The 24,315-nt window shown below is 67.7% G+C and carries 19 protein-coding genes; 8 read left to right on the top strand and 11 right to left on the bottom strand.

The window, feature by feature from the left end; all coding sequences use genetic code 11:
• The first annotated feature begins 114 nt into the window (after positions 1-114).
• The 6 genes from MU407_RS04900 to MU407_RS04875 all read left to right on the top strand — a co-directional run bounded on the left by MU407_RS04900 (position 115) and on the right by MU407_RS04875 (position 6,824).
• On the top strand, positions 115-1,908 hold the full coding sequence (locus MU407_RS04900) for a glycerol-3-phosphate dehydrogenase/oxidase (protein WP_246955792.1): 1,794 nt from the start codon (positions 115-117) through the stop codon (positions 1,906-1,908).
• Positions 1,905-3,452, top strand: a complete 1,548-nt coding sequence (gene glpK, locus MU407_RS04895) for a glycerol kinase GlpK (RefSeq protein ID WP_246955790.1) — start codon at positions 1,905-1,907, stop codon at positions 3,450-3,452. Before MU407_RS04900 ends, glpK begins: the two co-directional genes overlap by 4 nt.
• Positions 3,449-4,297 (top strand): hypothetical protein, encoded by an 849-nt coding sequence (locus tag MU407_RS04890; RefSeq protein ID WP_246955789.1) that lies wholly within the window; start codon positions 3,449-3,451, stop codon positions 4,295-4,297. The genes glpK and MU407_RS04890 overlap by 4 nt, the downstream gene beginning before the upstream one ends.
• Positions 4,298-4,761: 464 nt before the next feature.
• The gene (locus MU407_RS04885; RefSeq protein ID WP_246955788.1) at positions 4,762-5,391 is read left to right on the top strand and encodes a DUF6318 family protein; all 630 of its coding nucleotides are present in this window, start codon (positions 4,762-4,764) and stop codon (positions 5,389-5,391) included.
• A gap of 634 nt (positions 5,392-6,025) precedes the next feature.
• Entirely contained in the window at positions 6,026-6,508 is a 483-nt protein-coding gene (locus MU407_RS04880; protein WP_246955787.1) for a PKD domain-containing protein, read from the top strand.
• A gap of 52 nt (positions 6,509-6,560) precedes the next feature.
• On the top strand, positions 6,561-6,824 hold the full coding sequence (locus MU407_RS04875; protein ID WP_246955785.1) for a hypothetical protein: 264 nt from the start codon (positions 6,561-6,563) through the stop codon (positions 6,822-6,824).
• Positions 6,825-6,986: 162 nt separating this feature from the next.
• On the opposite strand, the gene MU407_RS04870 is transcribed toward MU407_RS04875, so the two are convergent.
• Both MU407_RS04870 and MU407_RS04865 read right to left on the bottom strand, forming a co-directional pair.
• Complete coding sequence (locus MU407_RS04870; RefSeq protein WP_246955783.1) at positions 6,987-8,459, bottom strand: MFS transporter; 1,473 nt, start codon at positions 8,457-8,459, stop codon at positions 6,987-6,989.
• Positions 8,460-8,570: 111 nt separating this feature from the next.
• Complete coding sequence (locus MU407_RS04865) at positions 8,571-9,053, bottom strand: NUDIX hydrolase (RefSeq protein ID WP_246955781.1); 483 nt, start codon at positions 9,051-9,053, stop codon at positions 8,571-8,573.
• 332 nt (positions 9,054-9,385) lie between these two features.
• Here MU407_RS04865 and MU407_RS04860 point away from each other — a divergent pair, with 332 nt between their 5' ends.
• Both MU407_RS04860 and MU407_RS04855 read left to right on the top strand, forming a co-directional pair.
• Positions 9,386-10,261, top strand: coding sequence for a hypothetical protein (locus MU407_RS04860; RefSeq protein ID WP_246955779.1), 876 nt, complete (start codon positions 9,386-9,388; stop codon positions 10,259-10,261).
• Between the two features lie 187 nt (positions 10,262-10,448).
• The gene (locus MU407_RS04855; protein WP_246955832.1) at positions 10,449-11,888 is read left to right on the top strand and encodes a glyceraldehyde-3-phosphate dehydrogenase; all 1,440 of its coding nucleotides are present in this window, start codon (positions 10,449-10,451) and stop codon (positions 11,886-11,888) included.
• A gap of 44 nt (positions 11,889-11,932) precedes the next feature.
• On the opposite strand, the gene MU407_RS04850 is transcribed toward MU407_RS04855, so the two are convergent.
• From MU407_RS04850 to MU407_RS04810, 9 genes are all read right to left on the bottom strand, one after another.
• A complete protein-coding gene (locus MU407_RS04850; RefSeq protein ID WP_246955777.1) occupies positions 11,933-12,961 on the bottom strand; it encodes a Sir2 family NAD-dependent protein deacetylase in 1,029 nt (342 codons plus the stop codon).
• 47 nt (positions 12,962-13,008) lie between these two features.
• Entirely contained in the window at positions 13,009-13,620 is a 612-nt protein-coding gene (locus MU407_RS04845; RefSeq protein WP_246955775.1) for a hypothetical protein, read from the bottom strand.
• Positions 13,621-13,723: 103 nt separating this feature from the next.
• A complete protein-coding gene (locus MU407_RS04840) occupies positions 13,724-13,909 on the bottom strand; it encodes a hypothetical protein (protein WP_246955773.1) in 186 nt (61 codons plus the stop codon).
• Between the two features lie 522 nt (positions 13,910-14,431).
• Positions 14,432-17,566 carry a type I restriction endonuclease gene (locus tag MU407_RS04835; RefSeq protein WP_246955771.1) on the bottom strand — a complete coding sequence of 1,045 codons (3,135 nt, stop codon included), beginning with the start codon at positions 17,564-17,566 and terminating at the stop codon, positions 14,432-14,434.
• Positions 17,563-18,876: a restriction endonuclease subunit S gene (locus tag MU407_RS04830; RefSeq protein WP_246955769.1), complete on the bottom strand. Its 1,314-nt coding sequence runs from the start codon at positions 18,874-18,876 to the stop codon at positions 17,563-17,565. The genes MU407_RS04835 and MU407_RS04830 overlap by 4 nt, the downstream gene beginning before the upstream one ends.
• Positions 18,873-20,846 (bottom strand): class I SAM-dependent DNA methyltransferase, encoded by a 1,974-nt coding sequence (locus tag MU407_RS04825; RefSeq protein ID WP_246955767.1) that lies wholly within the window; start codon positions 20,844-20,846, stop codon positions 18,873-18,875. The genes MU407_RS04830 and MU407_RS04825 overlap by 4 nt, the downstream gene beginning before the upstream one ends.
• A 172-nt stretch (positions 20,847-21,018) precedes the next feature.
• Positions 21,019-21,978 carry a carbohydrate ABC transporter permease gene (locus tag MU407_RS04820; RefSeq protein ID WP_246955765.1) on the bottom strand — a complete coding sequence of 320 codons (960 nt, stop codon included), beginning with the start codon at positions 21,976-21,978 and terminating at the stop codon, positions 21,019-21,021.
• Position 21,979: 1 nt separating this feature from the next.
• Positions 21,980-22,861: a sugar ABC transporter permease gene (locus MU407_RS04815; RefSeq protein ID WP_246955763.1), complete on the bottom strand. Its 882-nt coding sequence runs from the start codon at positions 22,859-22,861 to the stop codon at positions 21,980-21,982.
• A gap of 10 nt (positions 22,862-22,871) precedes the next feature.
• Positions 22,872-24,191 (bottom strand): extracellular solute-binding protein, encoded by a 1,320-nt coding sequence (locus tag MU407_RS04810; RefSeq protein ID WP_246955761.1) that lies wholly within the window; start codon positions 24,189-24,191, stop codon positions 22,872-22,874.
• Positions 24,192-24,315 lie beyond the last annotated feature (124 nt).

The raw sequence follows: 24,315 nt of genomic DNA, 5'->3' as shown, positions 1-24,315 counted from the left end.
CACGTTCGTGCAAGCAGCTTGCGCTCAGATGCACCATCCCTTCAGCATGTGCCCCAGTCCTCAGCGGTGCCGGCCCCGAACGGCCATCCCGCCTCGTCGAGCGAAGGAGCGTCCGTGTCCACGCAGCAGCGATCCGTCCTCAGCCCCGCCGCCCGCACTGAGCATCTGGGCCGACTGCGCGCAGCCACCGCCGAGGCGCCACTGGACGTCCTCGTGGTCGGCGGCGGGGTCAACGGCGCCGGCGCCGCCTTCGACGCCGCGACCCGCGGACTGAACGTCGGCCTCGTGGAGAGCGAGGACTGGGCCAGCGGCACCTCCTCGCGCTCCTCGAAACTCATGCACGGCGGCCTGCGCTACCTGCAGATGCTGGACTTCACCCTGGTGGCCGAGGCACTGCGCGAGCGCGATCTGCTGCTCACCCGCACCGCCCCGCATCTGGTGAAGCCCGTCAAGTTCGTCTTCCCCTTCTTCCGCAAGGTGATCGACCGCGGTTTCATCGGCTCCGGGGTGGCGCTGTATGACGCGATGCAGTCGCTCGGCCGCAAGCGGGCCGTGCCGTTCCACCGCCACCTGCTGCACCGCAAGATGCTCGAGGTGTTCCCCGGCCTGGATGGGGACAAGGCCGTCGGCGCTCTCGAGTACTACGACGCGCAGATGGATGACGCCCGCTTCGTGATGATGCTGGTGCGCTCCGCCGCGCAGCACGACGCGGCCGTCGCCTCCCGCACCCGGGTCATCGACTACCTGCATGAAGGCGAGCGGGTGGTGGGCGCTCGCGTGCGCGATGAGGAAAGCGGCGATCAGTTCGACATCCACGCCCGCGCCACGATCCTCGCCGGTGGTGTGTGGACTCAGGACCAGCAGGACCTGGCCGGCGCCGAGATGGGCCTTGAGGTCCTGGCTTCCAAGGGCATCCACATCGTGGTGCCGCGCGAGAAGATCGCTGCCGCACCCGACACCGGCATCATCACCCAGACCGAGAAGTCCGTGCTGTTCCTGATCCCGTGGGACGAGTACTGGGTGATCGGCACCACCGACACCCCGTGGGAGCAGGACCCCCGCGACGTCGCCGCGACCGGCGCGGATATCGACTACGTGCTCGACCACGCCAACGCCGTGCTCCATGAGCCGCTGACCCGCGAGGACGTCATCGGCGTGTACGCGGGGCTGCGGCCCCTGCTGCAGCCCGTCCGCAAGGGCTCCGACTCCGGCAGCGCGAAGGTGTCCCGCGAGCACACCGTGATGGAGGTCGAGCCGGGCCTGTCCGCGATCGCCGGCGGAAAGTACACCACCTACCGGGTGATGGCCGAGGACGTCGTGGACTTCGCGCTCAAGGACATCGACCCCGCCCGCCGTAGCCTCACCCGGGCGATCCCCGTGATCGGCGCCCAGGGCTACCCGGCGCTGGTGAAGGACAAGCAGCGCCTGATGCGCGAGTACGGCTTCGACGAGGTCCGCGTGGACCGCCTGCTGTTCCGCTACGGCGACCTGCTCACCGACGTCCTGGCCCTGGTCGCGGAGGACCCTAACCTGGGTCTCCCGCTCGAGCACGCCCCCCGCTACCTGCGGGCCGAGGTGCTGTATGCGGTGCGCGCCGAGGGTGCCCTGCACCTGGCCGACGTGCTCGAGCGCCGCACCCGCCTGGACTACGAGACCCGCCACCGCGGCGTGGACGCGGCCGAGGAGATCGCGGCGCTGATCGGCCCCGAGCTGGGCTGGGATGAGCAGACCACGCGCGCCGAGATCGAGGCTTACCGCGCCAAGGTCGCTGCGCGTCTCGAGGCGGAAACTGTGCAGACCGATGAGCAGGCCGCCCAGTTGCTGGGTGCCGCCCTGGATACTGGTGCGGAGACGCAGAATGCTGGCGCGACGACCACGGATGCTGATGCGACGAAGGAGTCCCGATGACCGAGCAGTCCGAGATGTACGTCCTGGCGATCGACCAGGGCACCACCTCCACCCGCGCCGTCGTGGTGGACCATGACGGTCGCATCATCGCCACCGGCCAGAAAGAGCATGAGCAGATCTTTCCTCGATCCGGCTGGGTGGAGCATGACGCGAAGGAGATCTGGAAGAACACCCGAACTGTCGTCGGTAAGGCGCTGGTGGATGCGGAGATCAACCGCCACCAGCTGGCCGCCGTCGGCATCACCAACCAGCGCGAGACCGCGGTGGTGTGGGACAAGTCCACCGGCGAGCCGGTGTACAACGCGATCGTCTGGCAGGACACGCGCACGCAGAAGATCTGCGACGAACTCGCCGGCGAGGACGGGCCCGACAAGTACAAGGACCGCGCGGGCCTGCCGCTGGCCACCTACTTCGCCGGCCCCAAGGTGAAGTGGATCCTCGACAACGTCGACGGGGCGCGGGAGAAGGCCGAGGCCGGCGAACTGCTGATGGGCACGATCGACACGTGGCTGCTGTGGAACCTCACCGGCGGCACCGACGGCGGCGTGCACATCACCGACGTCACCAACGCCTCGCGCACCCTGCTGATGAACATCGACACCCTGGACTGGAACGAGGACATCGCCTCCGACATGGGGATCCCGATGTCGATGCTGCCGGAGATCCGTTCCTCCTCCGAGGTGTACGGCAAGGGTCGCAAGCGTGGCCTGCTCATCGACACCCCGATCGCAGGGGCCCTGGGTGATCAGCACGCGGCGATGCTGGGGCAGGCCTGCTTCGAGGTGGGGATGGGCAAGAATACGTACGGCACCGGCAACTTCCTGCTGGTCAACACCGGTGACAAGCCTGTGCACAGCGACAACGGGCTGCTGACCACCGTGGCCTACAAGCTCGGGGACGCCGCTCCGGCGTACGCCCTCGAGGGCTCCGTGGCGGTCACCGGTTCGCTCGTGCAGTGGGTGCGGGACAACCTGGGTCTGATCACCGATGCCCCGCAGATCGAGGACCTCGCCACGCAGGTGGACAACAGCGGGGGACTGTTCATCGTCCCGGCCTTCTCCGGGCTGTTCGCCCCGCACTGGCGGTCCGATGCGCGCGGCGCGATGGTGGGCATGACCCGCTTCCACAACAAGTCCCACATCGCCCGGGCGGTGCTGGAGGCTACGGCCTTCCAGTCGCAGGAGGTCGTCGAGGCGATCGAGGCGGACGCCGAGTCGGTGGGCGTGGAGTTGACCGAGCTCAAGGTCGATGGCGGCATGGTCATGAACGAGACGCTCATGCAGTTCCAGGCCGATATTCTGGGCGTGCCTGTGGTGCGTCCGGAGGTCATCGAGACCACGGCCCTGGGTGCCGCCTATGCGGCGGGCCTGGCGGTCGGCTTCTGGGACGGCATCGAGGACATCGGCCGCAACTGGTCCGAGGACAAGCGCTGGGAGCCGCAGATGGACGAGGAGACCCGTGAGCGGTACCTGCGTCTGTGGAAGAAGGCCGTGGAGCGCACCCTGGACTGGATGGATGACGACGTCGAGGAGCTGTTCCGGTGACGAACACCCCGCCCCTTGGTCCCGATCCCGCGGCCTCGCCCGCACCGATGTCTGCGGGGCCGTCTGCACCGCAGTGGCGCGTCGCGGATCGGGATCCGTCGGCCCCTGCTGGGCGGGGGCCGACGGGGGCGGGCGCTGGTGGTCCCGCGGGCAGCTCGAGCCGGGACCTGGCCGGGATCATCGTGTTCTGCCTGGGTGTCGCGGCGGTGGTGCTGTATCCGGTGGTGACGTTCCTCAACTACGGAGCCATGGATGCGACCGTGACGCAGATCGGGTTCATGAGCTCCGGGCTGCGCATGCTCGTGCACCTGATCAGCGCCGTGCTGATGCTCGCGGGGGTTTGGTTGATGGCCCGCCCGGTCGCGGACCGCGGCTGGGCGAGCGCCGCCGTGGTGGGTGTGCTGCTCGTGCGGGTGGTCGTCGGGTTCGGCAGCAACATCGTGATCGGGATGATCGCCTCGCAACTGAGCGGCTTCACATCGTGGATGGTGTTCAGCGTGCTGCAGAGCCTGCTGACCAACTTCCTGGTCACAGTGTTGACGCTCGTGGCCTGGGTGCTCGTGCGCGGACGGCGCGGACTGCCGGTGTTCCTCGCCGCGGCGGGGCTCGCGCTGGTGGTCGCCGTGGTCAGCGCGGTGCAGCTGCTCATGGGCTACACGATGGCGCCGATGGGCGGATATGGCCTGGGCGGGGTGCTGCTCGCGGCGATCCCGTCCCTGCTGTTCGCCCTGATGACGCTCGGGGCGATGGGTGTGCTGACCGTGATGGGGCGGCGCGCGGCGCGGGTGAGGGGTGCGAGCCGCGGGGCTCGGGCGGCGGGGCGCTGGGCTGAGGCGCGGGGCTGAGGCGGCGTCAGGGGCCCCGGGATGAACTGCCGTCTGCATCCCCACGCGTTTTGCACTTTTGCAGGCAAGATCGGCCGCGCATGCCAGGAATGGTGCAAAGCGCGCCAAGGTGAGGTGGCTCGGCACGCCCAGCGGCATGCGCCGGGGCACACCCCGCGGCGGTCCGTCGATCTGTACCACCCGTTCCGTCATTCTGTTCCAGAACCTGGTACAAAACGACGGATCTGCGCTGTGTGAGGGCCGCTGCGCTGGGGCGTCGCGGTGGCTCCGGTGAGTACGCCGCCCGCGTCCAGGGCGAGACAGACCTCAGCCCGCCGGGTGGAGCCGGGGGCGCCGAAGTTATCCACAATCTCGAGTGATCGGCTGACGCACGGGAGCTCCCTGAGTACCGTGGCCGTGTTCCAGGCCACGTTCAGGGAGCTTCAGTCATGACTCGACGACTCATCGCCGCCACAGCATCGGCCATGCTCATCCTTGGTCTCGCCGCATGCGGAGACGGCAGCAAGGGGCCGGTCACCACACCGCCGCCGGACCTCGGCTTCGAGCCTCAGACCAGTGACGGCGGAGGTGTGAGCGACGACGGCGGCGCCGAGAGCGGCGGCGACGGCGCGAGCGATGGGGGAGGGGATGCGCAGGCTGCTCCGGATATCCCGCCGCTCGATCCCGCGGACTACCCCGGGATGGATGAGCACACCGACGAGGGGGCGGTACAGGCGTTCCGGTACTACATCGCGATGTCGATGTGGGCGCACCAGACCGGCGATGACTCCGCGCTGCCCGAGCTTGAAGGGCCGAACTGCACCGGGTGCGCAGAGCTCAACGCCGCCATCGGGCCGCTCAAGGAGCACGGCGAGTACTGGTCGGAGTTCACGGTGACGGATGTGGGGCACCGCATTCATGAGTCAGATATGCATGAAGTGGAGATCGGATACTTCTTCACGATATCCCCACACATGCGCCCGAATGAGAGCTTCGATGACCAGATCGATGTGCCTGAGATTCAGTACATATCAGTTGGAGGGATGAACTGGGAGTCTGGAAGATGGGTGGTTTCCGGGCTGGATGCTGAATGGGGAGAAGATGTCCACAAGTAATGATGGTTTCGTTCGGCGTGGACTGGTGAAGGCCTGGCTGCTAATATTAGCTCTCATTGTTTGGGCGGGAGCAACTGTAGCCAAGGCGGAGCCCCAGGTTGATTTCGGCGGTGAAACAAGTGGCAATGAAGTAAGTGTAGATTCATGGAAATCATGGAAGCAGTCAGACGCCCGGCAGGGGTCGGGCTCACCTGGTCGTGGTGCGTGGGCGGTGGGTCGGAAGCTCCCCCACATCATCACCACCTGGGAAACGATCGAGAACCCAGGGAACCTGGAGTGCGCCTCGGGGGACGGCAGCTCCATCTCGTGCGTGCCCCCGACCGGCAGCTGCCAGGAGGGCAACGGAGCATCAACCAACTACCAGGTCAGCGGGGACGACGTCCTCACGATCACCGGTGTCGAAAGTGCAACCGGTGACTCTGCGAGGGACGGCAGCACGGTCCATGGCACGCAGACGAACTCGAGAAAGGGAACCGTGACGGATCTTGGCTGGGACTGCGTCCGTCCTGGTCAGCCCGAGAGCGGCGGGGCCGATCCCGTGGTGATCACGGTGACGGCGGAAGACTTTGCGAAGCTGCCTGTCAAGGCGCCCGTCGCGCACGCGGGCCCGGAGCGGGGGTGGCTCCCCGTCAACATGGTGAACGTCTTGTACACAGAGGCGGAGCCGCAGCTGCTGGAGACGGAGCTGCTGGACACGCCGGTGCGGATCCGGGCCACGCCGGTGCAGTTCCACTGGGACCTCGGAGACGGCAACACGATCACGACGTCGGATCCGGGTAAGCCCTTCCCCTCGGAACGTATCTCCTCCGAGTACCGCTTCGAGGGCTGGTATGACATCACCCTGACCACGACCTTCACCGGGCAGCTCTCCGTGGACGGAGGGCCGTGGCAGGACATCGACGGCAGCATCGAGGTCGAGTCCGACCCCGTGGAACTGTTCGCGAAGTCCCTCGAGTCCCGGCTCGTGAACGGCGAAGAAGACGAGGATGAAGGCGACGGGTACAGGGACGACGAGGACGAGTATGGGGACGACGAGGATGAGGAGCCGTGGATCCCCGAGCGCACGCCGGCTACGGAAGGCCCCCTGGACCCCGAAGCGCGGCATCGGGAGATCTGATGAGCCACGGCGGACTGGCCATGACACGGACTGTTCCCCGTAGTGTCAGGCCATGGGCACCCACGTCACTGTGCATCAGGCAGAGTCGGATCTCCCTGCACTGATCAACCGCGCGCACGACGGCGAGACAATCACCATCACGCGTGGTGGTCAGCCGCTGGTAGACCTCGTGCAGCATCGGGCGCGTCGGCTCCGCTTCTGGCTTGCCCGCGGGGATTTCCAGTGCGCGACGGAAATCTTCGACGGCCCGGACGCGCAGACTGCCCGCATGTTCTACGGGACCGGGGCGTCGGGCGCCACGCGAGCCCGCTGCTGACCCGTCGGCCCGGTGCCCGCACCCCGCGCTCTTCCCTCCCCGCACCCCGCGCTTCGCACTTTTCCTGGCATGTTCGGCGGCGTATGCCCGGAAATGTGCAAAGCATGGTGGGGGCGTCGCGCCGCAGAGGTATGGGGTGGCTCCGGCATTGGCCGCGCTAGTTCAGTCCGCGAGTGCCTTGCCCCGCTGCTCGGGCAGGGTGAACGCTGCCGCGGAGGCCACGGCGAAGGCCAGGGCGAAGGCCACGAAGGCGAGCACCTGCCCGCCTGTTCCCACCAGCACCGGCACCATGAACGGCGCGAGGATCGACGCCACCCGCCCGAATGCCGCCGCAGCACCCGTGCCGGTTCCGCGCACCGCGGTGGGATACAGCTCCGGGCCGATCGCATACAGCGCGCCCCACGCCCCCAGGTTGAAGAAGCTCAGCAGGCAGCCGGCCAGGATGATCATCGCCTCCGTATCGGCCAGGCCGTAGCCCACCGCGGACAGCGCCGAGCCGGCCAGGAACGCCGTGAGCGTCCAGCGCCGCCCGATTACCTCGATCAGCCACGCCGCCGCCGCATACCCCGGGATCTGCGCCAGGGTGATGATCAGCGTGAACGTGAAGGAGGTCGTGAGGTCGAAACCGCGATCCACCAGCAGCGTCGGGATCCAGATGAACGCCCCGTAATAGGCCAGGTTGATGCAGAACCAGACCGTCCACAGGCCTGCGGTGCGGCCGCGCAGCCCCCGCGACCAGATCCCGCCCTCGCCCACCTGGTCGGCCTCCGGCACGGCGCCCACCGCATCGGCCGCCACCCGGCCGCCCGAGGCACGCCCCTGGCCCGACGACCCCTGCCCAGACGCCGCCGCATCGGCCGCCACCGGATCACCCGGGACATGCCCCGAGCCCGGCGCATCCCCGTCGGCCCCCATCCCGGCGGAGTCCTCCAACTGGCGGACGATCTGTTCCGCCTCCTCATACCGGCCCTTCTGCTCCAAGAACCGCACCGACTCCGGCATTCCCAGCCGGATCACGAGCGACCACAGCGCTGGCACCATCCCCAGGGCGAGCGCCCACCGCCAGCCCGTCGGCCCCGATGCCGCCACGAACGTGCCGATCACCGCGGCGAGGATCCAGCCCAGCGCCCAGAACGCCTCGAGCCACACGATCACCCGGCCGCGGATCCGGGCCGGCGCGAACTCGCTCATGAGCGTCGAGGCCACCGGCAGCTCCGCCCCGAGCCCCAGCCCCACCACGAAGCGCAGCGCGATCAGGGCCCCCACGCCCATCGCGAGGGCCGACGCGCCCGTGGCCAGGCCGTAGACCAGAAGCGTCAGCGCGAACACCGACCGCCGTCCGATCCGGTCCGCCAGCAACCCACCCAGGCTCGCCCCGATCGCCATGCCCGCAAATCCCGCAGACGCGATCAGCGACCCCTCCTCCTTGCCGATGCCCCAGTGCATCCCGAGTGCCGCGATGATGAAGGACACGAGCCCCACATCCATCGCATCCAGCGCCCAGCCGATGCCGGAGGCCCCCAGCATCTTCCCGTGCTGGCGGGTGAACGGCAGGCGGTCCAGTCGCTGTGAACGGGTGAGGTGAGGGGCCGACGGGTCGGTGTCGGGCACGGTCGCGGAACGGGTGCGGGTCATCAGGGGCCTCCGGGGAGAGGAGCGCGGGGCAGTGGTCAGAGGGGGCAGAGGCATGCCCCCACATGATGTCACTGTGGCAGGAAGTGTGTCTCGGCGGCGCCCCGCGGCGCCTCACTCCGCCACGAGATCCACGCTCGCCGTGCCGTGCAGCACGGCGAGGGCACGGCGGGCCCGGGCCGCATTCCACCGCCCCAGCATCCCCAGCTCCGCCTCGGGCACGAGCCGCCAGCCGTCGAGCTCCTCCTGCTGCACCACCACGCTCGCCTCAAGCTCTGCCGCGGGGATCACCCCGGCGTCGAATAAGAAATGCACGCCCATGGGGGAGGAGCGCATCGCGTCGGAGCCCTTCCAGTCCACGGTCAGCAGCCGCCCCACCTGCACCTCAAGGCCCAGCTCCTCGCGGACCTCCCGCTCGGCGGTCTGCCGCGGATCCTCCCCGGGATCCACGCTTCCGCCCGGCAGCAGCCAGTGCGGCTTGTAGTTCGGGTCCTCGATGAGCACCCGCCCGGTCTCATCCCGCAGGATCACCGCCGCGGAGGAGATGACCTTGGGCAGGGAGGCAAAGTACGCGGGCGCAGGCAGCAGGCGAGGCATAGGCCCATCGTGTCATCTGGGGTGAGCGGGAGTGAGGGCGCGGGTTCGGGGGAAGGGAGTGCCGGGGCAGGCTGTGCCGGGTGTGGGCGGAGGAAAATGACCTCTTAGCGGCACGAGCCCTGCGTATTGCACGCACCGTGCCGCTGAGAGGTCGATTCCCTCCGCTTCCCCCGGCGCCCCTGCCACCCGTGCCGTCCTGCAAGGCCTCGCGCTGCCCCGCGCTACCCCCGGCCTCGTGTTGCCCGGCGCTACCTCCGGCCTCGCACTACCCCGCGCTCTTTCGCCCGGCCCCGGCCCCGCGCCGCCCCACCCCGCATCGGTACGCTCGAAGCATGCCCACCGCGCCGCTGCCCGAGAACCCCACTGAGGTGCCGGACCTGCCCGCGGGCATCGGCGGCACCGACCCGCAGGCTCCCGCCGCTTACACCCCCGCGGATGTCGCCGCCGCGAAGGAGCTGCTGACCGGGGCCGATGACAGCGAACCGCAGCTGGTCACCGCGCTGACCGATGAGCAGCTCGCCGGTCTCGACGGTTACGCCCGCCCGCAGTTCGTGGCGTTGCCGTGGCTTGAGGAGCACCGTGAGCAGCAGGCCTTCGCCGCTGGTGTCGCCCTGCGCACTCTCATCGCTGCGGAGCAGGTGCTCGTGGCCGTGGACCCGGAAACCGGTGCGCGCAGCTGGCGGGCCGCCCCGGATCTCGCCGCCTGCCTGGTGCTGCGCCGCACCGCCGCGGTGTTCACCACCGCCGAGCGCACCGTCCCCACCGACTCCGGCCAGCAGGTGCACCGCCTGCACATCTACGCCCACTCCTCGGGCGTGCTCGAGGAGGAGGTCACCGCCTCCGGCATCCACCGCTTCACCGCGCTGGGTCCGCAGCTCGCCGCCGAACGCCTGGCCGCCTTCGTCGATCCGCTGCAGGCCCCCGCCGCGCAGACGCAGTCCGCGCAGGTCCCTGCCGCGCAGCTGGCGGCGCATCCGCTCGCCCAGTGCCTCGCCTCCGCGCGGGCGCTCACGGTCCTGACTCGGGTGACCACGGCGGATGGGGCTGTGCAGCAGCTGAGCACGTACGCCACCCCGGAGGGCCTCATGAGCGTGGAGGCGATCGACCCCGCGGCCGCGGATCCGATGCTCGAGATCCGCACCCTGACCCCGGCAGATCTGCGAGCCCTCACCACGGTCCTCACGGCGTCCGGCACACCGGACGCGTGAGGGGGTAGGCGGCGGTTCCCGCACCTCAGCGCCGCCTACGATGGCGGTGATGGGTCGAGGACGCCCCCGTCGGCCCTGATTCCTGCACGCCCCTCATCCGGTGCCCGCGGTGCGGCAGCGTTGCCGCCGGTGCCAGCAAGGACAGCGCCCCGTGGCTCAGCAGCCCTCCGATCAGACCCCCGCCCAGATGACCCAGGCCGTGCTCGAGGCCTGGCAGGATGCCGAGACTCTCGCCGAGCAGATGGTGCCGCTGATCGGCACCCTGCACCGACGCCACAATGTGGTGCTGTCGATCTACGGGCGGCCGCTGGTGCGCCGCGGCGTGATCGACATCCTCAAGGCACACCGCTTCGCCCGCCAGGTCGATGAGGCGGAGCTGCCGATCGCCCGCACCTTCCCGCTGGTCCAGGAGATGGCCCAGATGGACCTCGGTGCCGCGAGCGTGGACCTCGCGCTGCTGGCCAACGGTTTCGCGCGCAGTGAGCACACCGATGTGCGCGCCTACCTTGATCAGGCTCTCGCGGACATCGTCGGCGGTGGCGGGCAGGGCGTGAAGGAGCCCACGGATGTGGTGCTCTACGGTTTCGGGCGCATCGGCCGTCTGCTGGCGCGGATCCTCGTCGGCCATGCCGGCGGTGGCTCCACCATGCGCCTGCGCGCCGTCGTGGTGCGTAAGAACTCCGAGGATGACATCCACAAGCGCGCCTCCCTGCTGCGGCGCGACTCGATCCACGGCGCTTTCGCCGGCACCATCACCGTGGATGAGGATGCGAACACGATCACCGCCAACGGCACCCGCATCCAGGTGATCTACTCCAACGACCCCGCGAGCGTGGACTACACCCAGTACGGGATCCATGACGCGATCGTGGTGGACAACACCGGGCGGTGGCGCGACGAGGAGGGGCTCAGCCAGCACCTGCGCGGCAGGGGTGTGGCGAAGGTGCTGCTGACCGCGCCGGGCAAGGGCGGGCTGAAGAACATCGTGTACGGCGTGAACACGCAGGACATCACCGATGAGGACCAGATCCTTACGGCCGCGTCCTGCACCACGAACGCGATCACCCCGGTGCTGAAGGTGCTGCAGGACGAGTGGGGGATCGAGCACGGGCATGTGGAGACCGCGCATTCCTTCACCAACGACCAGAACCTCACGGACAACTTCCACAAGGGCCCGCGTCGCGGCCGCGCCGCCACACTGAACATGCTGCTCACGGACACCGGCGCCGCGAAGGCGGTCGCGAAGGCGCTGCCGGAGCTGGAGGGGAAGCTCACCGGTAACGCGATCCGCGTGCCCACCCCGGATGTGTCGATGGCGGTGCTGAATGTGCGGCTCACCCGGCCTACGAGCGTGGAGGAGCTGAACCGTCGGCTGCGCCGCGAGTCCCTGCGCGGCCCGATGCGCACCCAGATCGACTACATCGCCTCGCCCGAGGTGGTCTCCACCGACTTCGTCGGCTCCTCGCGCGGCGGGATCGTGGATGGGCTCGCCACGATCGTGTCCGACGAGGGCCGCACCGCCATCGTCTACGTCTGGTACGACAACGAGTACGGCTACTCCTGCCAGGTGGTGCGCGTGCTCGAGCGCATGGCCGGCGAGGTGCTGCCGACGTTCCCGAAGGAGTGAGGGGGCGGGGGTGCGCTGAGCGCCGGACGCGGCGCGCGCTGCTCTCACGCCTCCCCAGCCCACCGCCTTAGCAGCACATCGAGCCGGCCGTGCAGCCGGGCGGTGGCGTGCTCATCCCCGCGGGTGGGGCCATCGCCGAGGATCACCACAGGCTTGTCCGCCTTCCGCGCCGCGCGCACGAACCGCAGCCCGGACTGCACGGTGAGCGAAGACCCCAGCACCAGCAGCGCCTGCGAGACCTCGAGCGCGGCGAAAGCATCGGCCACCACCTCGCGCCGGGCCGACTCCCCGAAGAACACCACATCGGGTTTGAGGATCCCGCCGCACAGCGGGCACGGCGGGTAGCGGAACGTGCTGGTGCGGTCCACTTCCGCATCCCCGTCGGGGGCCCGCGCGGCATCGCGCGCGAGGTCCGGCAGCCGCGCGGCGAGCTCGGGGTTCAGCTGCAGCAGCCGAGCATGCAGGCCGGCGCGGGAGGAGAGCGCATCGCAGCTCTGGCAGCGCACCCGATCCAGCCGTCCATGCAGGTCGATGACCGGATCCGAGCCAGCCTCCTGATGCAGACCATCGACGTTCTGCGTGATCACGGCGGTGACGTCGAGCGGCTCCGGGGCGAGCTGTGCGAGCAGGTGATGCGCGGCGTTCGGGCGGGCGGTGCGGAACTGCTCCCACCCCACGGTGGAGCGCGCCCAGTACCGCCGCCGCGACAGATCCGAGCCCATGAACTCCTGGTACGTCATCGGTGCGCGGGGCACCGCATCCCGGCCGCGATAATCCGGCAGCCCCGAATCGGTGGACATGCCCGCGCCGGTCAGCACCGTTACCGGCGGCCCGCGCAGCAGCTCGAGCGCCGCCGCGGACTCCGCCTCGCTGCTCAGATGGCCGTACTCGGCGCCGGGCACCGGCCCCCAGGCCGGCATGCGCAGGATGCTGCGGGCCGACGGGGTGGCGGCGGCCGGGGCACCGGCGCGCGCGGCGGTGGAGAACCAGCGGCCGACGTCCGCCGCGGGACCCGCGAGCCCAGCACGCGACGATGCGCTGCGCGGGTCCGGGGAGGTCGAGGAGGTGCTCACGCCTTGAGGGTAGATGCACGCTGGCCATGTCTTGCCAGCGGAGTCAGTTACAGAGCCCGGAGTCGCCCATGATGGCGCGGAGGGGGAGTGTCCTCGGGAGGTGAGATGGAGTAGCCCATCGAGGTCAGGGCCTCGATAGCCGCCTCGGGAGCATCGCGTACGGCGGCCTTGGTCTGCGTCAACCGCCAGGTTTCGCGATGCTCGGCGAGAACCTCGCGCGCGTCAAGTTCATGATCAAGATTGAACTCGTCGATGAGCATCTCGACGACATCCTCCAAGGCGGGCCGGAACCGGTGCCCTCCGAGGGGGAAATGAAGATCCTGAAGCTTGGGAAGTCCGTCGGTCTTGGCCGAGCGCCCTGGTCGTTTCGATGTGCGACCCACGGTAGTCATGACGTACGTCATCGCATCTCTGTGTGCGTGCACCTGCAAGTGCGCGGCAGGCACACTGTTCGCGCCGCGTACGTACTCGAAGCGGAATAGAGGCTCGCGGCTCACGGACGCGAGCACCTCGATCTTCGATGAGTGGACCGCCAGGAACTTCCTCTCAAGGTCCCATTCGCAGGACATACTGACCTTCAAGGCGAGCACAGGCTGATTGCTCGCGTGAAGGGTGATGCCGTCGGGGTCTCCCTGAGTTATAGCAACGCGATTGTCCACGTATCGCGCAGTGAACGGGGCGCACGAGGGCGCGACCGTTCGGGCGATCGCCGTGAGACCGTCCGCGAGCTCCCGTGCCTTCTGCTCGAGCTCGCCGCCGCGGTCATTCCCGTCCAAGGAGGAACTCAAGGCTCAACAGCTCGTCGTAGATCGCAGCATCGTCGGCGTCGAGCTCATAGTTGGCCCCGCGCTCCTTGAAGCCGGCGAGATCGGAGACCTGGCGAGCGAGCTCCTCGTAGCGATGCTGAGCCTGCTCTTCAGACATGTACGTCACTGTGCTGATGCTCATCGCGGGCACCTCCTCAGGGCTTTGAGTCTAGAACGATAGATCAGCCATCCGACAGAGGAGCGGAAGGTGAGCTGGTCACGCCGGTGCTCGTGGGCTATAAGACAAAATATGTGTGCGGGCAGGCCTTCTTGAGGCGCCCTGAGAAACAAGCAACCCCACACCGTCGGGTGTGGGGTTGCCGGAGTATTCGCGACAGTCCTAGCCCGTCGCTCGATGGTCCGACCGTAGCATGACCGCCATGTCCGCTGAAGAGGCTCTCCCCGTGCTTCTGGGCACAGCGCGCCATCAGGCATACCTTGATGTCGCTGGGGGCGACGCGCGGCGTGCCGCCGAGCTCTACGAGCCACGATGACTTCCCGGACCTCGTCATGGGGCCGAACGCCCTGCGCCAGCTAGCAGCCGCCGACCCCCGTAAGGGATGGGGCGCGCCGTAGCCCTTGCGGTGGATGACCCGAGTCCACAGCGACACCGCGCAAGGGCGCTCAAGTGCCCTCAGCGAGCACGGCCCCGCGTGCACCACCGCTAGTCCTTTGTCTCCTCCCCTTCATCCCCCTGAATCTTCTCCCACAGCCCGAACGCCTCCACGAGCAGCTCGAGCAGCTGCTTCGACCCGACGTTGTTGCGGCTGAACTTGATGACAGCCTCCTGGGACTGCTCGGTGCTCCACAGCGCGTCCTCGAGGGCGCGCACGGCGCCGGAGGAGCGCATGAAGTCCGCGGCGGTGTTGGCTTTGGCGATGCCGCGCACGGTGGGGTTCTCCAGCATCTCCCCGGTGAGGTTCTCGAGCATCCCCACCACGTACTCGGGTCGCTCGTCGAGGTCGCCGAAGTACTTGTTGACCTTCTCGATCACGGCGGCGCGGCTGGCGCGTGCGCGCTCGCGGGACTGCGCCATCCCGGCCTCGGTCATGCCGCGCAGCCCCTCGGCCTTCCCGGGCGAGAGCTCCAGCTGCTCTTCGCGGAGCTTCTCGAGTTTGTAGTGGGTGAGCAGCACGTCATCGACGTCCACGGCCCCGGGGTCCACGTCCTGGTCGGAGAACAGGCGCAGCTTGCGGGACAGCAGGTCGGCGAACACGGAGAATTTCTCGAACCGCGGGTCGCCGAAGTGGAGGATCTGGGAGAAGAACGCGTAGCTGGTGACGTACTGCCGCAGGGTGGAGCGGAAGTCCAGCAGCTCCTCTCGCGCTGTGGCATCGCCGTCATAGATCGCCCGCTGCCAGCGCACGGCGAAGCGTTCGACGGCCTGCTCGAGGGCGGGCGCGAGTCCGGAGGGTCGCCCGCCTTTCTTGATCCAGGCCGCCCACACCTGGTCCACTTCGGCCTGGGTGTAGATGCCGGTGGCGTCGAGCTTCATGAGCAGGTTCGCCACGAGCTCAGGGTCGGAGCTCTGCTGGATTTGCGCGTCTTCGTAGTACTCCTGGAACGCGGCTTCGATCTGTTCGGCCTGGTCCTGGAAGTCCAGCACGTAGGTGGCGCTTTTGCCGGGCATGGTGCGGTTCAGCCGCGAGAGGGTCTGCACAGCGGTGATGCCCCGCAGCTCCTTGTCGATGTACATCGCCACCAGCCGCGGCTGGTCGAACCCGGTCTGGTACTTGTTGGCGACGATGAGCACATGCTGCCCGGGCTCCTCGAACACCTTGGCGAGGTCCCGCCCACGCAGCTGCTCGTTCATCGACGCTTCGGTGACGGTGCGCCGCTCCTTCCCGGGAACCTCCGGCACCTCCGGATCCGGCACCTCCCCGGAGAACGCGACGAGGGCCTGCAGGTCGTGGCCTTCAGCCTCGCTGATGGCCCGGAACCGCCGCGCGTACTCGACGGCCGCGGCGCGGGAGGCGGTGACGACCATGGCCTTGGCCCGCCCGCCCAGCTCGTGCTGCACCACGCCCGTAAAGTGCCGGATGATCTCGCGGACCTTGGAGTCGATGTTCGTGGGGTGCAGCTCGACGGCCCGGATGTAGGCGCGGGTGCCGGTGCGGATGTCGATCTCGTCTTCGGTTCCGCCGGCCTGCCCGTTGCGGGCGATCCGCGCGGCCATCTCGTAGGTGGTGTAGTTGCGCAGCACGTCGAGGATGAACCCCTCTTCGATGGCCTGTTTCATGGAGTACAGGTCGAAGGGCACGGCGGACTCGTCGGGGGAGGGTTTGCGGCCGAACGTCTCGAGCGTCCCCACCTTCGGGGTGGCGGTGAAGGCGAAGAAGCTGATGCGCCGGGATTCATCGGCGCTGGCGGCCATGCGGGTCAATGCCTCCTGGTCCGCATCCGCATCCATCTCTTCCTCCGCCTCAGCGTCCGCGGAGTACAGCAGTCGTTTCAGGGCGGAGGAGGCGCTGCCGGTCTGCGAGGAGTGGGCTTCATCGGCGATCACGGCGAAGCTCTTCCCGGCGAGCTGCTTGTCGCTCTTCTTCATGGCCTCGAGCGCGTACGGGAAGGTCTGCAGGGTCACGCCGATGATGGGGACCCCGCGGATCAGCGCGTCGGTGAGCTGCTGGGTCTTGGAGCCCTCGGTGCGGGTGATGGGCTCGAACGTGCCGGTACGGGTGACGAGCTGATCCACGGCGTCCTGCAGCTGCCGGTCCAGCACTTGCCTGTCGGCGATGACGATCACGGAGTCGAACACCTTGGTGCCGCCTGGGGTGTGGAGGGAGGCCAGGCGGTGGGCGGTCCAGGCGATCGAGTCGGTCTTCCCGGAGCCTGCTGAATGCTGGATGAGGTACTTGTGTCCTGGGCCTTCCACTCTCGCGGCGGCGACGAGGGCGTTGACGGCTCGCCACTGGTGGAAGCGGGGGAAGCGGATCTGGCTGCGGGTGGTGCGCTCGCCGGTAACGGGATCGGTGCGTTCGGAGTGGTTGACGTAGATGAATTTCGCGAGCACGGTCAGCCAGGCGTCGCGGTCCAGGACGTCTTCCCAGAAGTACGCGGTGCGGTGGCCGACGGGGTTGGGTGGGTTGCCGGCCCCATTCCCGTGGCCCTTGTCGAAGGGGAGGAAGAAGGTGGCGGGCCCTGCGAGCGCGGTGGTCATAGCGACGGCGATGTCGGTGACGGCAAAGTGCACGAGCGCGCCGCGCAGCGGGGTGAGCAGCGGTTCTTGGTGGGGCTGACGGTCATCGCGATACTGTTTCTTCGCGGCCTCGAGGCTCTGGGTGAATCCGACCTTCAGCTCGATCGTGGCGACGGGGATGCCGTTGGTGAACAGCACCAGGTCGATCCGGTCCGCCTTGTGCGGGGAGTAGACGACCTCCTGCATGACGCGCAGGCGGTTGTCCTGGTAGCGCTCGATGAGCCGCGGGTTGCGGTCATCAGCGGGCGGCATCTGCATCATGGAGAAGGGACGACGGGCGCCGATCACCTGGAAACCTTTGCGCAGCACATTCAGGGTTCCGCCGCCTTGCGCCTCCGGCATGGCGAGCACCCGCTCGAGCCGATCCAGGATCTGCTTCTCGCCCTTCGCGCGGACCTCCGGGGAGGCGTCCGGCGGGACGAGGCGCTCGAAGTTCTCGGGGTCCGATGTGGCGAGCCAGCCCAGCACGTCCTCGGGGAACAGGGCGCGCTGCTTGTCATACCCGGCCGAGGTGGGGGAGTGCAGCCAGCCGTGAGCTTCAAGATGCTCGGCGATCTCCTGCTGGAACGCTTTTTCCTTGGCGAGGTCCGATCCGCTCATGCCTGCTCCTCCAGGTCATCCTGCAACTGCTCCACCGCGGGGCGCTGCTTGTGCGTCACATCGATCTGACCCGTCACCGCGGCGGTGATGAGAGCGGCGCGGCGCTCTTTGGCGAGGTTGATAGCGCGGGTGATATCGGCTGAAGCATCGCGGCTAACTGAGTCCGCGTGGTCGAGATGTTCTACGATGCGTTGCTGTTCCTCGAGGGAAGGAAGCAGGATTCGCATACCGGCGGCGTCAGCCTGATAGATCGTTTTGTGGGTCGAGCCGCTCTTCAGGCGATCGAACTCTGGACGCATGGCTCGGAACTGATACCAGAGATATTCCGGAATGAGTTCTTTGTGTGGCACCCAGTTCCAGAAATCCTGGCTTGTAGCCATAGGGCTGGGCATGACGCCGGTGAAGCCCACTGATGCAGTCCGTGACAGTACAACGGTGCCGGCCGGCAGAAGCTCAGCCGCGGAGTTTGCGAGGCCCTCTATAGTGATGCACTCTTCGGTCTCGTTCATGTACTTGCGGTTCTGGCGGAGCTGCCAGACGTCTGCAAGGGTGAACCACGGAATTACACGCTCTCCGGACCAGTAATCGGGAGTTGAACGGTTCGGGGTGTGTCCAGTGCGCATGTCGGCGACGCGCCGAATATTGACTACTTTGTAGGGGGTCGGTAGTCCGGGCAGCCATGGGACGGTATTGGTGGCATCGTTATGGGCGCTGCCTGTAACGCCACGTTGGATCGTAGCGACAGCTTTCTCCTCCAGGAGGAGACGCAACCGATTCTGATCCAGGATGAACGCATCGATCTCGGCGGTCTCGTGGTCGAGGTAGTCGGAGATGCGGTTCTGGAGTGCAAGACCTGGGGTTGGGATTGGAAGGTCTTTCATATCGGTTTCGGAGACTCTGCGTAGCCCTCCTGCGCCAGTCATGGAAGCGATAGCCGGTCCTCTGAACAAGTCCGAACGCAGAATATAGGACAGGAACCGTTGGTTCATCAATGGTTTGGGCCGCAGCACCGTCAACTCAGTTGTTGCGAAAGCTGGACCATCGAGTTCGGTGCCGACTATGCCTTTTCCATTCTCAAAGCAGGGCGTCACCTTTGCGTAGGCGACATCGTCTTGGGTGATGAAAGCGTATCCGGTGAGTAGCGACGAGGTCTCGCGGAGTTCGGGGGCCAGGGGAAGGCCGAAGTCAGAGATGGTCTCCATCGAGAACAGCGGAAGGAGTCTGTCTGATGAGCGCCGGATCGAGGAAGGGACCGGCGGATTGAACTCTGCGAGATAGCGCAGTCGGGTCATTGGCCATTTGAAGCTCACCCCTTCACCTCCTCGAGCCGCGCCCGGATCCGCCCCAGCACCTCGTCGAGATCCCGGTCGATCTCCTCGAGCGGCCTGGGCGGCACGTACTCGTAGAAGTGCCGGGTGAAGGGGATCTCCGCGCCTTCCTTCGTCTTGGAGTGGTCGATCCAGGCGTCGGGCGCCCAGGGCTTCACCTCGCGCTCGAGGTACTCGGTCACGTCCTCATCCCACGGCACGTTCTCGGTGTCCCGCAGCGCCACATCGGGCAGGGGCTTGCCGGCCTGCATCACGAGCTCGCCCTCGTCGTCATGCTCGGCGAGCTCGCCCAGCACCGCCTTGAGCTGCGCAGCGGTGAGCTTCAGCTGCGCCTCGTCGGCGATCTCGCCCACGCGGGCGCTGAACTCCTTGCGCGAGGTCGAGGTGACGCCGCCATCGGCATCGGCCGCCTTCTCCATCCCGGACCGGAACGCGGCGAGCGCACCCTCGTCGGCCTTCTTCAGCTGCCGGAGCGCCATCACCCGCTCAACACGCGGCGGCAAGAACGCGTAGTCCACCCGCAGCGGGCGCTCCACCGTGATGGTGCGGTAGAAGAAATCCTCCGTGCGGAAGATCTTCGAATGCTTGGACTCCTCGAACACGTCGAACAGCCGGGTGATCTCCGCGATGTGCTCGCGGCTCAGCTGCTTGCGCTTGGACCCCACGGACTTGCGCATCTTCTCGAACATGCCGGTCGCGTCGATAAGCTGAACCTTGCCGCGACGCCCGGCCGGCTTGTCCTTGTTCAGCAGCCAGACGTAGGTGGCGATCCCGGTGTTGTAGAACATGTCCGTGGGCAGGCCGATGATCGCCTCCAGGTAGTCCTGATCCAGCACCCACTTGCGGATGTTCGACTCCCCGGAGCCCGCCCCGCCCGTGAACAGCGGTGAGCCGTTCAGCACGATCGCACCCCGCCCCGCCTGGGCGTTCGGATCACCCGGCTGCGGCTCGCGCAGCTTCGAGATCAGGTGCATGAGGAACAGCGTGGAGCCATCGGACACGCGCGGCAGGCCCGGCCCGAAGCGGCCCTCGAAGCCCCGCACCTCATGCTCCTCGGTCACGATCTTGCGGGACTGCTTCCAGTCCACCCCGAACGGCGGGTTCGAGAGCGCGAAATGGAAGGTGCGGCCCCGGAACGCCGGGTTCGTCAGCGTATTGCCCAGCACAATGTTGTCGATCGGCTGGCCCTTCACCACCATGTCCGCCTTGCAGATCGCGTAGGACGCCGGGTTGATCTCCTGCCCATACAGCGAGACCTCCGCCGTGGGGTTCTCCGCCTTGATCTTCTCATCGGCCATCGTGAGCATCCCGCCGGTGCCGGCGGTGGGGTCGTAGATCTCCCGGGCCACATGGTCCTTGCCTAGATCCTCCGCGTGTGCCAGCAGCAGCGTCACCATCAGATCGATGACATCCCGCGGCGTGAAGTGCTCACCGGCCGTCTCGTTCGAGGCCTCCGCGAACTTGCGGATCAGCTCCTCGAAGATGTGGCCCATCTGCTCGTTGGAGACCGCGTTCGGATGCAGATCCACCTTCGCGAAATGCTGCAGCACCTGCAGCAGCAGATCGTTCTGCGCCAGCTCGATGATCCGATCCTCGAAGGCGTACTTCTCGAAGATCTCCCGCACATTGGAGCTGAACGCGCTGACGTAGTCGCGCAGGTTCTCCTCGAGATTGTCCGGATCGCCCTGCAGAGACTTCAGGTCATGCCGGGAGGTGTTGAAGAAGGTGTACTCGTGCCCGGCCCGGTTGCGGAGCATCGCCGCCGGCGGCTCCGGATCCCACTGCGCATCCCCGAGCACCTCCAGCACCCGCTGCTTGGAGGGCGCCAGCACCGCATCCAGCCTGGAGAGCACCGTGAACGGCAGGATCACATCTCCGTACTGATGCTGCTTGTACGTGCCGCGGAGGATGTCCGCCGCGGACCAGATGAACTGCGCGTGATTGAAGGACACGGGATGACGCTCGCTTCCTCGGGGCAAGGCGGGAACGCGCGGCCGCTGCGACGCCGCAGCCACCGAACGCATCAGCAGGATACGTCCCACCTGCGACATCGGGCGGGGCCACTAGGGCAGGGCTACACGGACCCACGCAGCCCCGCCCGCGCCCCGGCTTACCAGCGCTGCGTCACTGCCCGCCGAGCCCCGTCGTCGCGAAGCCCTTCACGATGTGCCGCTGGAACAGGATGAACAGGATCAGCAGTGGCAGCGCGCCGATGATCGCGCTAGCCATCCCCTGCGCGTACTGGATGCCGTAGGCGTTCTTCACCGTGCCCAGCCCCACCGGGATCGTCATCAGCTCCGGGGAGTTCGTGACGATGAAGGGCCACAGGAAGTTGTTCCACGAACCGATGAACACGAAGATCGCCACCGCCACGAGGATCGAGCGGGACAGCGGCAGCACGATCTGCCACAGGATCCGCAGGTTCGAGGCGCCGTCAATCCTGGCCGCCTCCTCCAGCTCCACCGGGACCTGGTCGAAGAAGTTCTTCAGCACGATCACCATCAGCGGCGCCACCACCTGCGGCAGTGCCACACCCAGCAGGGTGTCCGAGAGCCGCAGCAGCTTCATCTGCTCGAACAGCGGCACGATGAGGATCTGCGGCGGCACCATGATCGCCGCGACCGTGAGAGCGAACAGCAGGCGTCGGCCCGGGAAGCGATGCCGCGAGAACACGTACGCCGCCGGGGCGGACAGCGCCAGCGTCAGCACCGTCACCAGCACCGACACCACCGTCGAGTTGAGGATCCAGCGGGGAATATCCCCGGCGGCCAACACGCTCACGTAATGCTCGAGGGTGAAGCCCTCCGACGGCCACAGGCTGAGCGGCGTCGCGGTCGCATCGGCCTCCGTCTTCAGCGACGTGAGCACCGAGAAGACAATCGGCGTCACCCACAGCAGCGCCGCGACGGCAAGAGCGATGAACGCAACCGTGCGCAGCACCGGACCCTTGCCGAGGGTCAGATCCCGCATCCGCGCCTGGTCTGCCCGATCCGCATGCCGGGTGGCGCGCCGAAGCGTCGGCCGCATCGTAGAGGTGCCCGGGGCGGCGACGGGGGTGGTCGTCGTGGGGGTGGCAGTGGACATCTCAGGCCTCCTTCGAGGTGCGGCGCATCAGCGCGACCTGCACCAGGGAGATCAGCACGATCAGGGCGAAGAACAGGTAGGACACCGCCGCGGAGTACCCCAGGCGGTAGCCGCTGAAGCCCACGTCGTAGATGTACTGCAGCACCACGCGCGTGGAGCCCTCCGGCCCGCCGGCAGTCAGCAGGAACACCTGGTCGAACACCTTCATGGACGCCAGCAGCTGCAGCAGGATGATCAAGATGGTGGTGGGGCGCAGCATCGGCAGCGTCACCGACCACAGGCGGCGGAACGGTCCGGCGCCATCGATCTGCGCCGCCTCATACACGTGCTCGGGGATCGCCTGGATGCCCGTGAGGTACAGCAGGAAGTTGAAGCCGATGGTCCACCACAGCGTCACCAGCACGATCGCCCACAGCGCGATCGACTTATCGGACAGCCACGGGATCTGTTCGGTGCCGACGCGGGCCAGCACCCCGTTGATCAGCCCGAAATCATTGGCGTACAGCATCCCCCAGATCCCGGTGACCACCGAGACCGGCAGCAGGTACGGCGCGAAGAACGACAGGCGCCACAGCCACTGCCCCGGCAGCCCGGTGGCCACCAGGTAGGCGAGCAGCAGCGCGAGCGCCACCAGCGGGACCGAGGAGACCACCGTGAACACGATCGTGGTCCACAGGGCCTGCCACAGCTCCGGGTCGCTGAGCGCCTCGATGTAGTTGTCCAGGCCGATGATGTTCAGCCGGGTGGTCGCGAGCGACTGGTCGGTGATCGACATCCACAGCCCGTAGACGATGGGCCACAGCAGGAACACTGCAAAGGAGATCGCATAGGGGACCGCGAACCAGAGGGCACCGCGGGAGGCAGCGGGGGTGTGTCTGCGCATGGGGGCCTCCTCAGGCCGTCGGGTCGGGGCTGGACAGGAATCCATCGAGCACATCCACGAGCGCTTCGGCGCAGCGGGCAGGCTCGATGGTGCCGCGGAACCCCTCGATGAGCTGCTGGCTCATCCGGTTCTGGAAGTCCGTGCCGGCGCCGGTGAACCACACCGGCGGATCGAACACCACGGTCTCCGCGGCGGCGGCGTAATGGTTCTGCGGCAGCAGATCGCGGTACTCCGCGGTGTCCTGCGCGGGCAGATAGGCAGGGATATGACCCGCGGTGCCCCACTGACCGCCCTGCTGCAGCATCGCGGCGAGGAATTCATACACGGACCGCGTGTGTTCAGGAGAGGTCCCGCGCTGCGCGGGCAGCACATAGGTGTGGGCGTCGGCGTAGTTCGCGGGGGTGCCGAACATCGTCGGCATCGGCATCGCATCCAGATTCTCGACGGCCTCGCGGAACCCGCCGAGCTCCCATTCGCCGGAGAGGATCATGCCGGTGCGGCCGCTGCCGAACGAGGCGAGTGCCCCACCGTAATCCAGGTTGTCCGGCATCACGGTGCCGTCCATCCACGAGTTCACGGCGCTGATCACGCTCGCGGCGGCGTCGATGTCCAGGGCGGCTTTCTTGCCCACCTCGATCTGCGCCTCGCCGCCGGTCTGATGGAACAGCCCCCAGAACAGGCGCCACGCTTGCGCGGTGTCCAGCAGGTATCCGAAGGCGATGCCCTGGGCGCCGGTGACCTCGGCGAGCTTCGCCCCCACCTCCTGCATCTGCTCGGGGGAGCCGATCTCCACGGTCCCGTCGGAGGCCAGCACCCCGGCCTCCTCCGCGATCGCCTGATCGAAGAACGCGATGAACGGGTGGGTGTCCAGCGGCAGCGCGAACAGCTCACCGTCATAGGTGCAGCTCTCCCACAGCGCCGGGGTGAAGTCCTCCTGGCGGATCCCCACCTCGGCCAGCAGCGCCGGGTCATATGGGGTGAGCAGACCGCCGGGCGCGTACCCGGGCATGCGTGAGACGTGCATGATCGCGGTGTCCGGCGGGGCCTGCGAGCTCGAGGCCATCGCGAGCTTCGTGTAGTACGGGTTGCCCCAGGACAGGGTGGTGGGGCGGACCGTCAGCCCGTCGATGCTCTCCTGCACCTCGGCGATCATGCCGCGCATGTTCTCGCCATCGGCGCCGCTGAACAGATCCCACACGGAGACCTCGCTCGCTGCGGAGCCCAGCGGGCCAGAGCAGCTGGCGGCTGCGAGCGGGGCGAGTGCTCCGAGGCTGAGCAGCGCGCGGCGGGACAGACCGGGGTGGGTGCTCGCGGCGGGATGGCCTCGCACGGCGCCTGGCATTGCACCCGGCTCGGCGCCCGGGGCTGCGGCCGAAGCGGCAGCGCGTGATGCGGGGGTGGCGAGGGCAGGGCGGGCCGATGGGGGAGCGCCGACGGATGCGGGGCGTCGCGGG

Source organism: Brachybacterium sp. Marseille-Q7125 (assembly GCF_023062615.1).
In the GTDB taxonomy this organism is placed as follows: Bacteria; Actinomycetota; Actinomycetes; order Actinomycetales; family Dermabacteraceae; genus Brachybacterium.
Note: the sequence above shows the minus strand (reverse complement) of the source record. Positions and strands in the feature narration are given on the sequence as shown.

What these genes read in the sequence shown, in the direction of transcription:
- MU407_RS04870 (WP_246955783.1), bottom strand. Translation starts at nt 8,459, where the DNA reads ATGACCCGCACCCGTTCCGCGACCGTGCCCGACACCGACCCGTCGGCC.
- MU407_RS04855 (WP_246955832.1), top strand. Translation starts at nt 10,449, where the DNA reads ATGACCCAGGCCGTGCTCGAGGCCTGGCAGGATGCCGAGACTCTCGCC.
- MU407_RS04815 (WP_246955763.1), bottom strand. Translation starts at nt 22,861, where the DNA reads ATGCGCAGACACACCCCCGCTGCCTCCCGCGGTGCCCTCTGGTTCGCG.
- MU407_RS04820 (WP_246955765.1), bottom strand. Translation starts at nt 21,978, where the DNA reads ATGTCCACTGCCACCCCCACGACGACCACCCCCGTCGCCGCCCCGGGC.
- MU407_RS04860 (WP_246955779.1), top strand. Translation starts at nt 9,386, where the DNA reads ATGCCCACCGCGCCGCTGCCCGAGAACCCCACTGAGGTGCCGGACCTG.
- MU407_RS04885 (WP_246955788.1), top strand. Translation starts at nt 4,762, where the DNA reads ATGCTCATCCTTGGTCTCGCCGCATGCGGAGACGGCAGCAAGGGGCCG.
- glpK (WP_246955790.1), top strand. Translation starts at nt 1,905, where the DNA reads ATGACCGAGCAGTCCGAGATGTACGTCCTGGCGATCGACCAGGGCACC.
- MU407_RS04840 (WP_246955773.1), bottom strand. Translation starts at nt 13,909, where the DNA reads ATGAGCATCAGCACAGTGACGTACATGTCTGAAGAGCAGGCTCAGCAT.
- MU407_RS04875 (WP_246955785.1), top strand. Translation starts at nt 6,561, where the DNA reads ATGGGCACCCACGTCACTGTGCATCAGGCAGAGTCGGATCTCCCTGCA.
- MU407_RS04880 (WP_246955787.1), top strand. Translation starts at nt 6,026, where the DNA reads ATGGTGAACGTCTTGTACACAGAGGCGGAGCCGCAGCTGCTGGAGACG.
- MU407_RS04835 (WP_246955771.1), bottom strand. Translation starts at nt 17,566, where the DNA reads ATGAGCGGATCGGACCTCGCCAAGGAAAAAGCGTTCCAGCAGGAGATC.
- MU407_RS04865 (WP_246955781.1), bottom strand. Translation starts at nt 9,053, where the DNA reads ATGCCTCGCCTGCTGCCTGCGCCCGCGTACTTTGCCTCCCTGCCCAAG.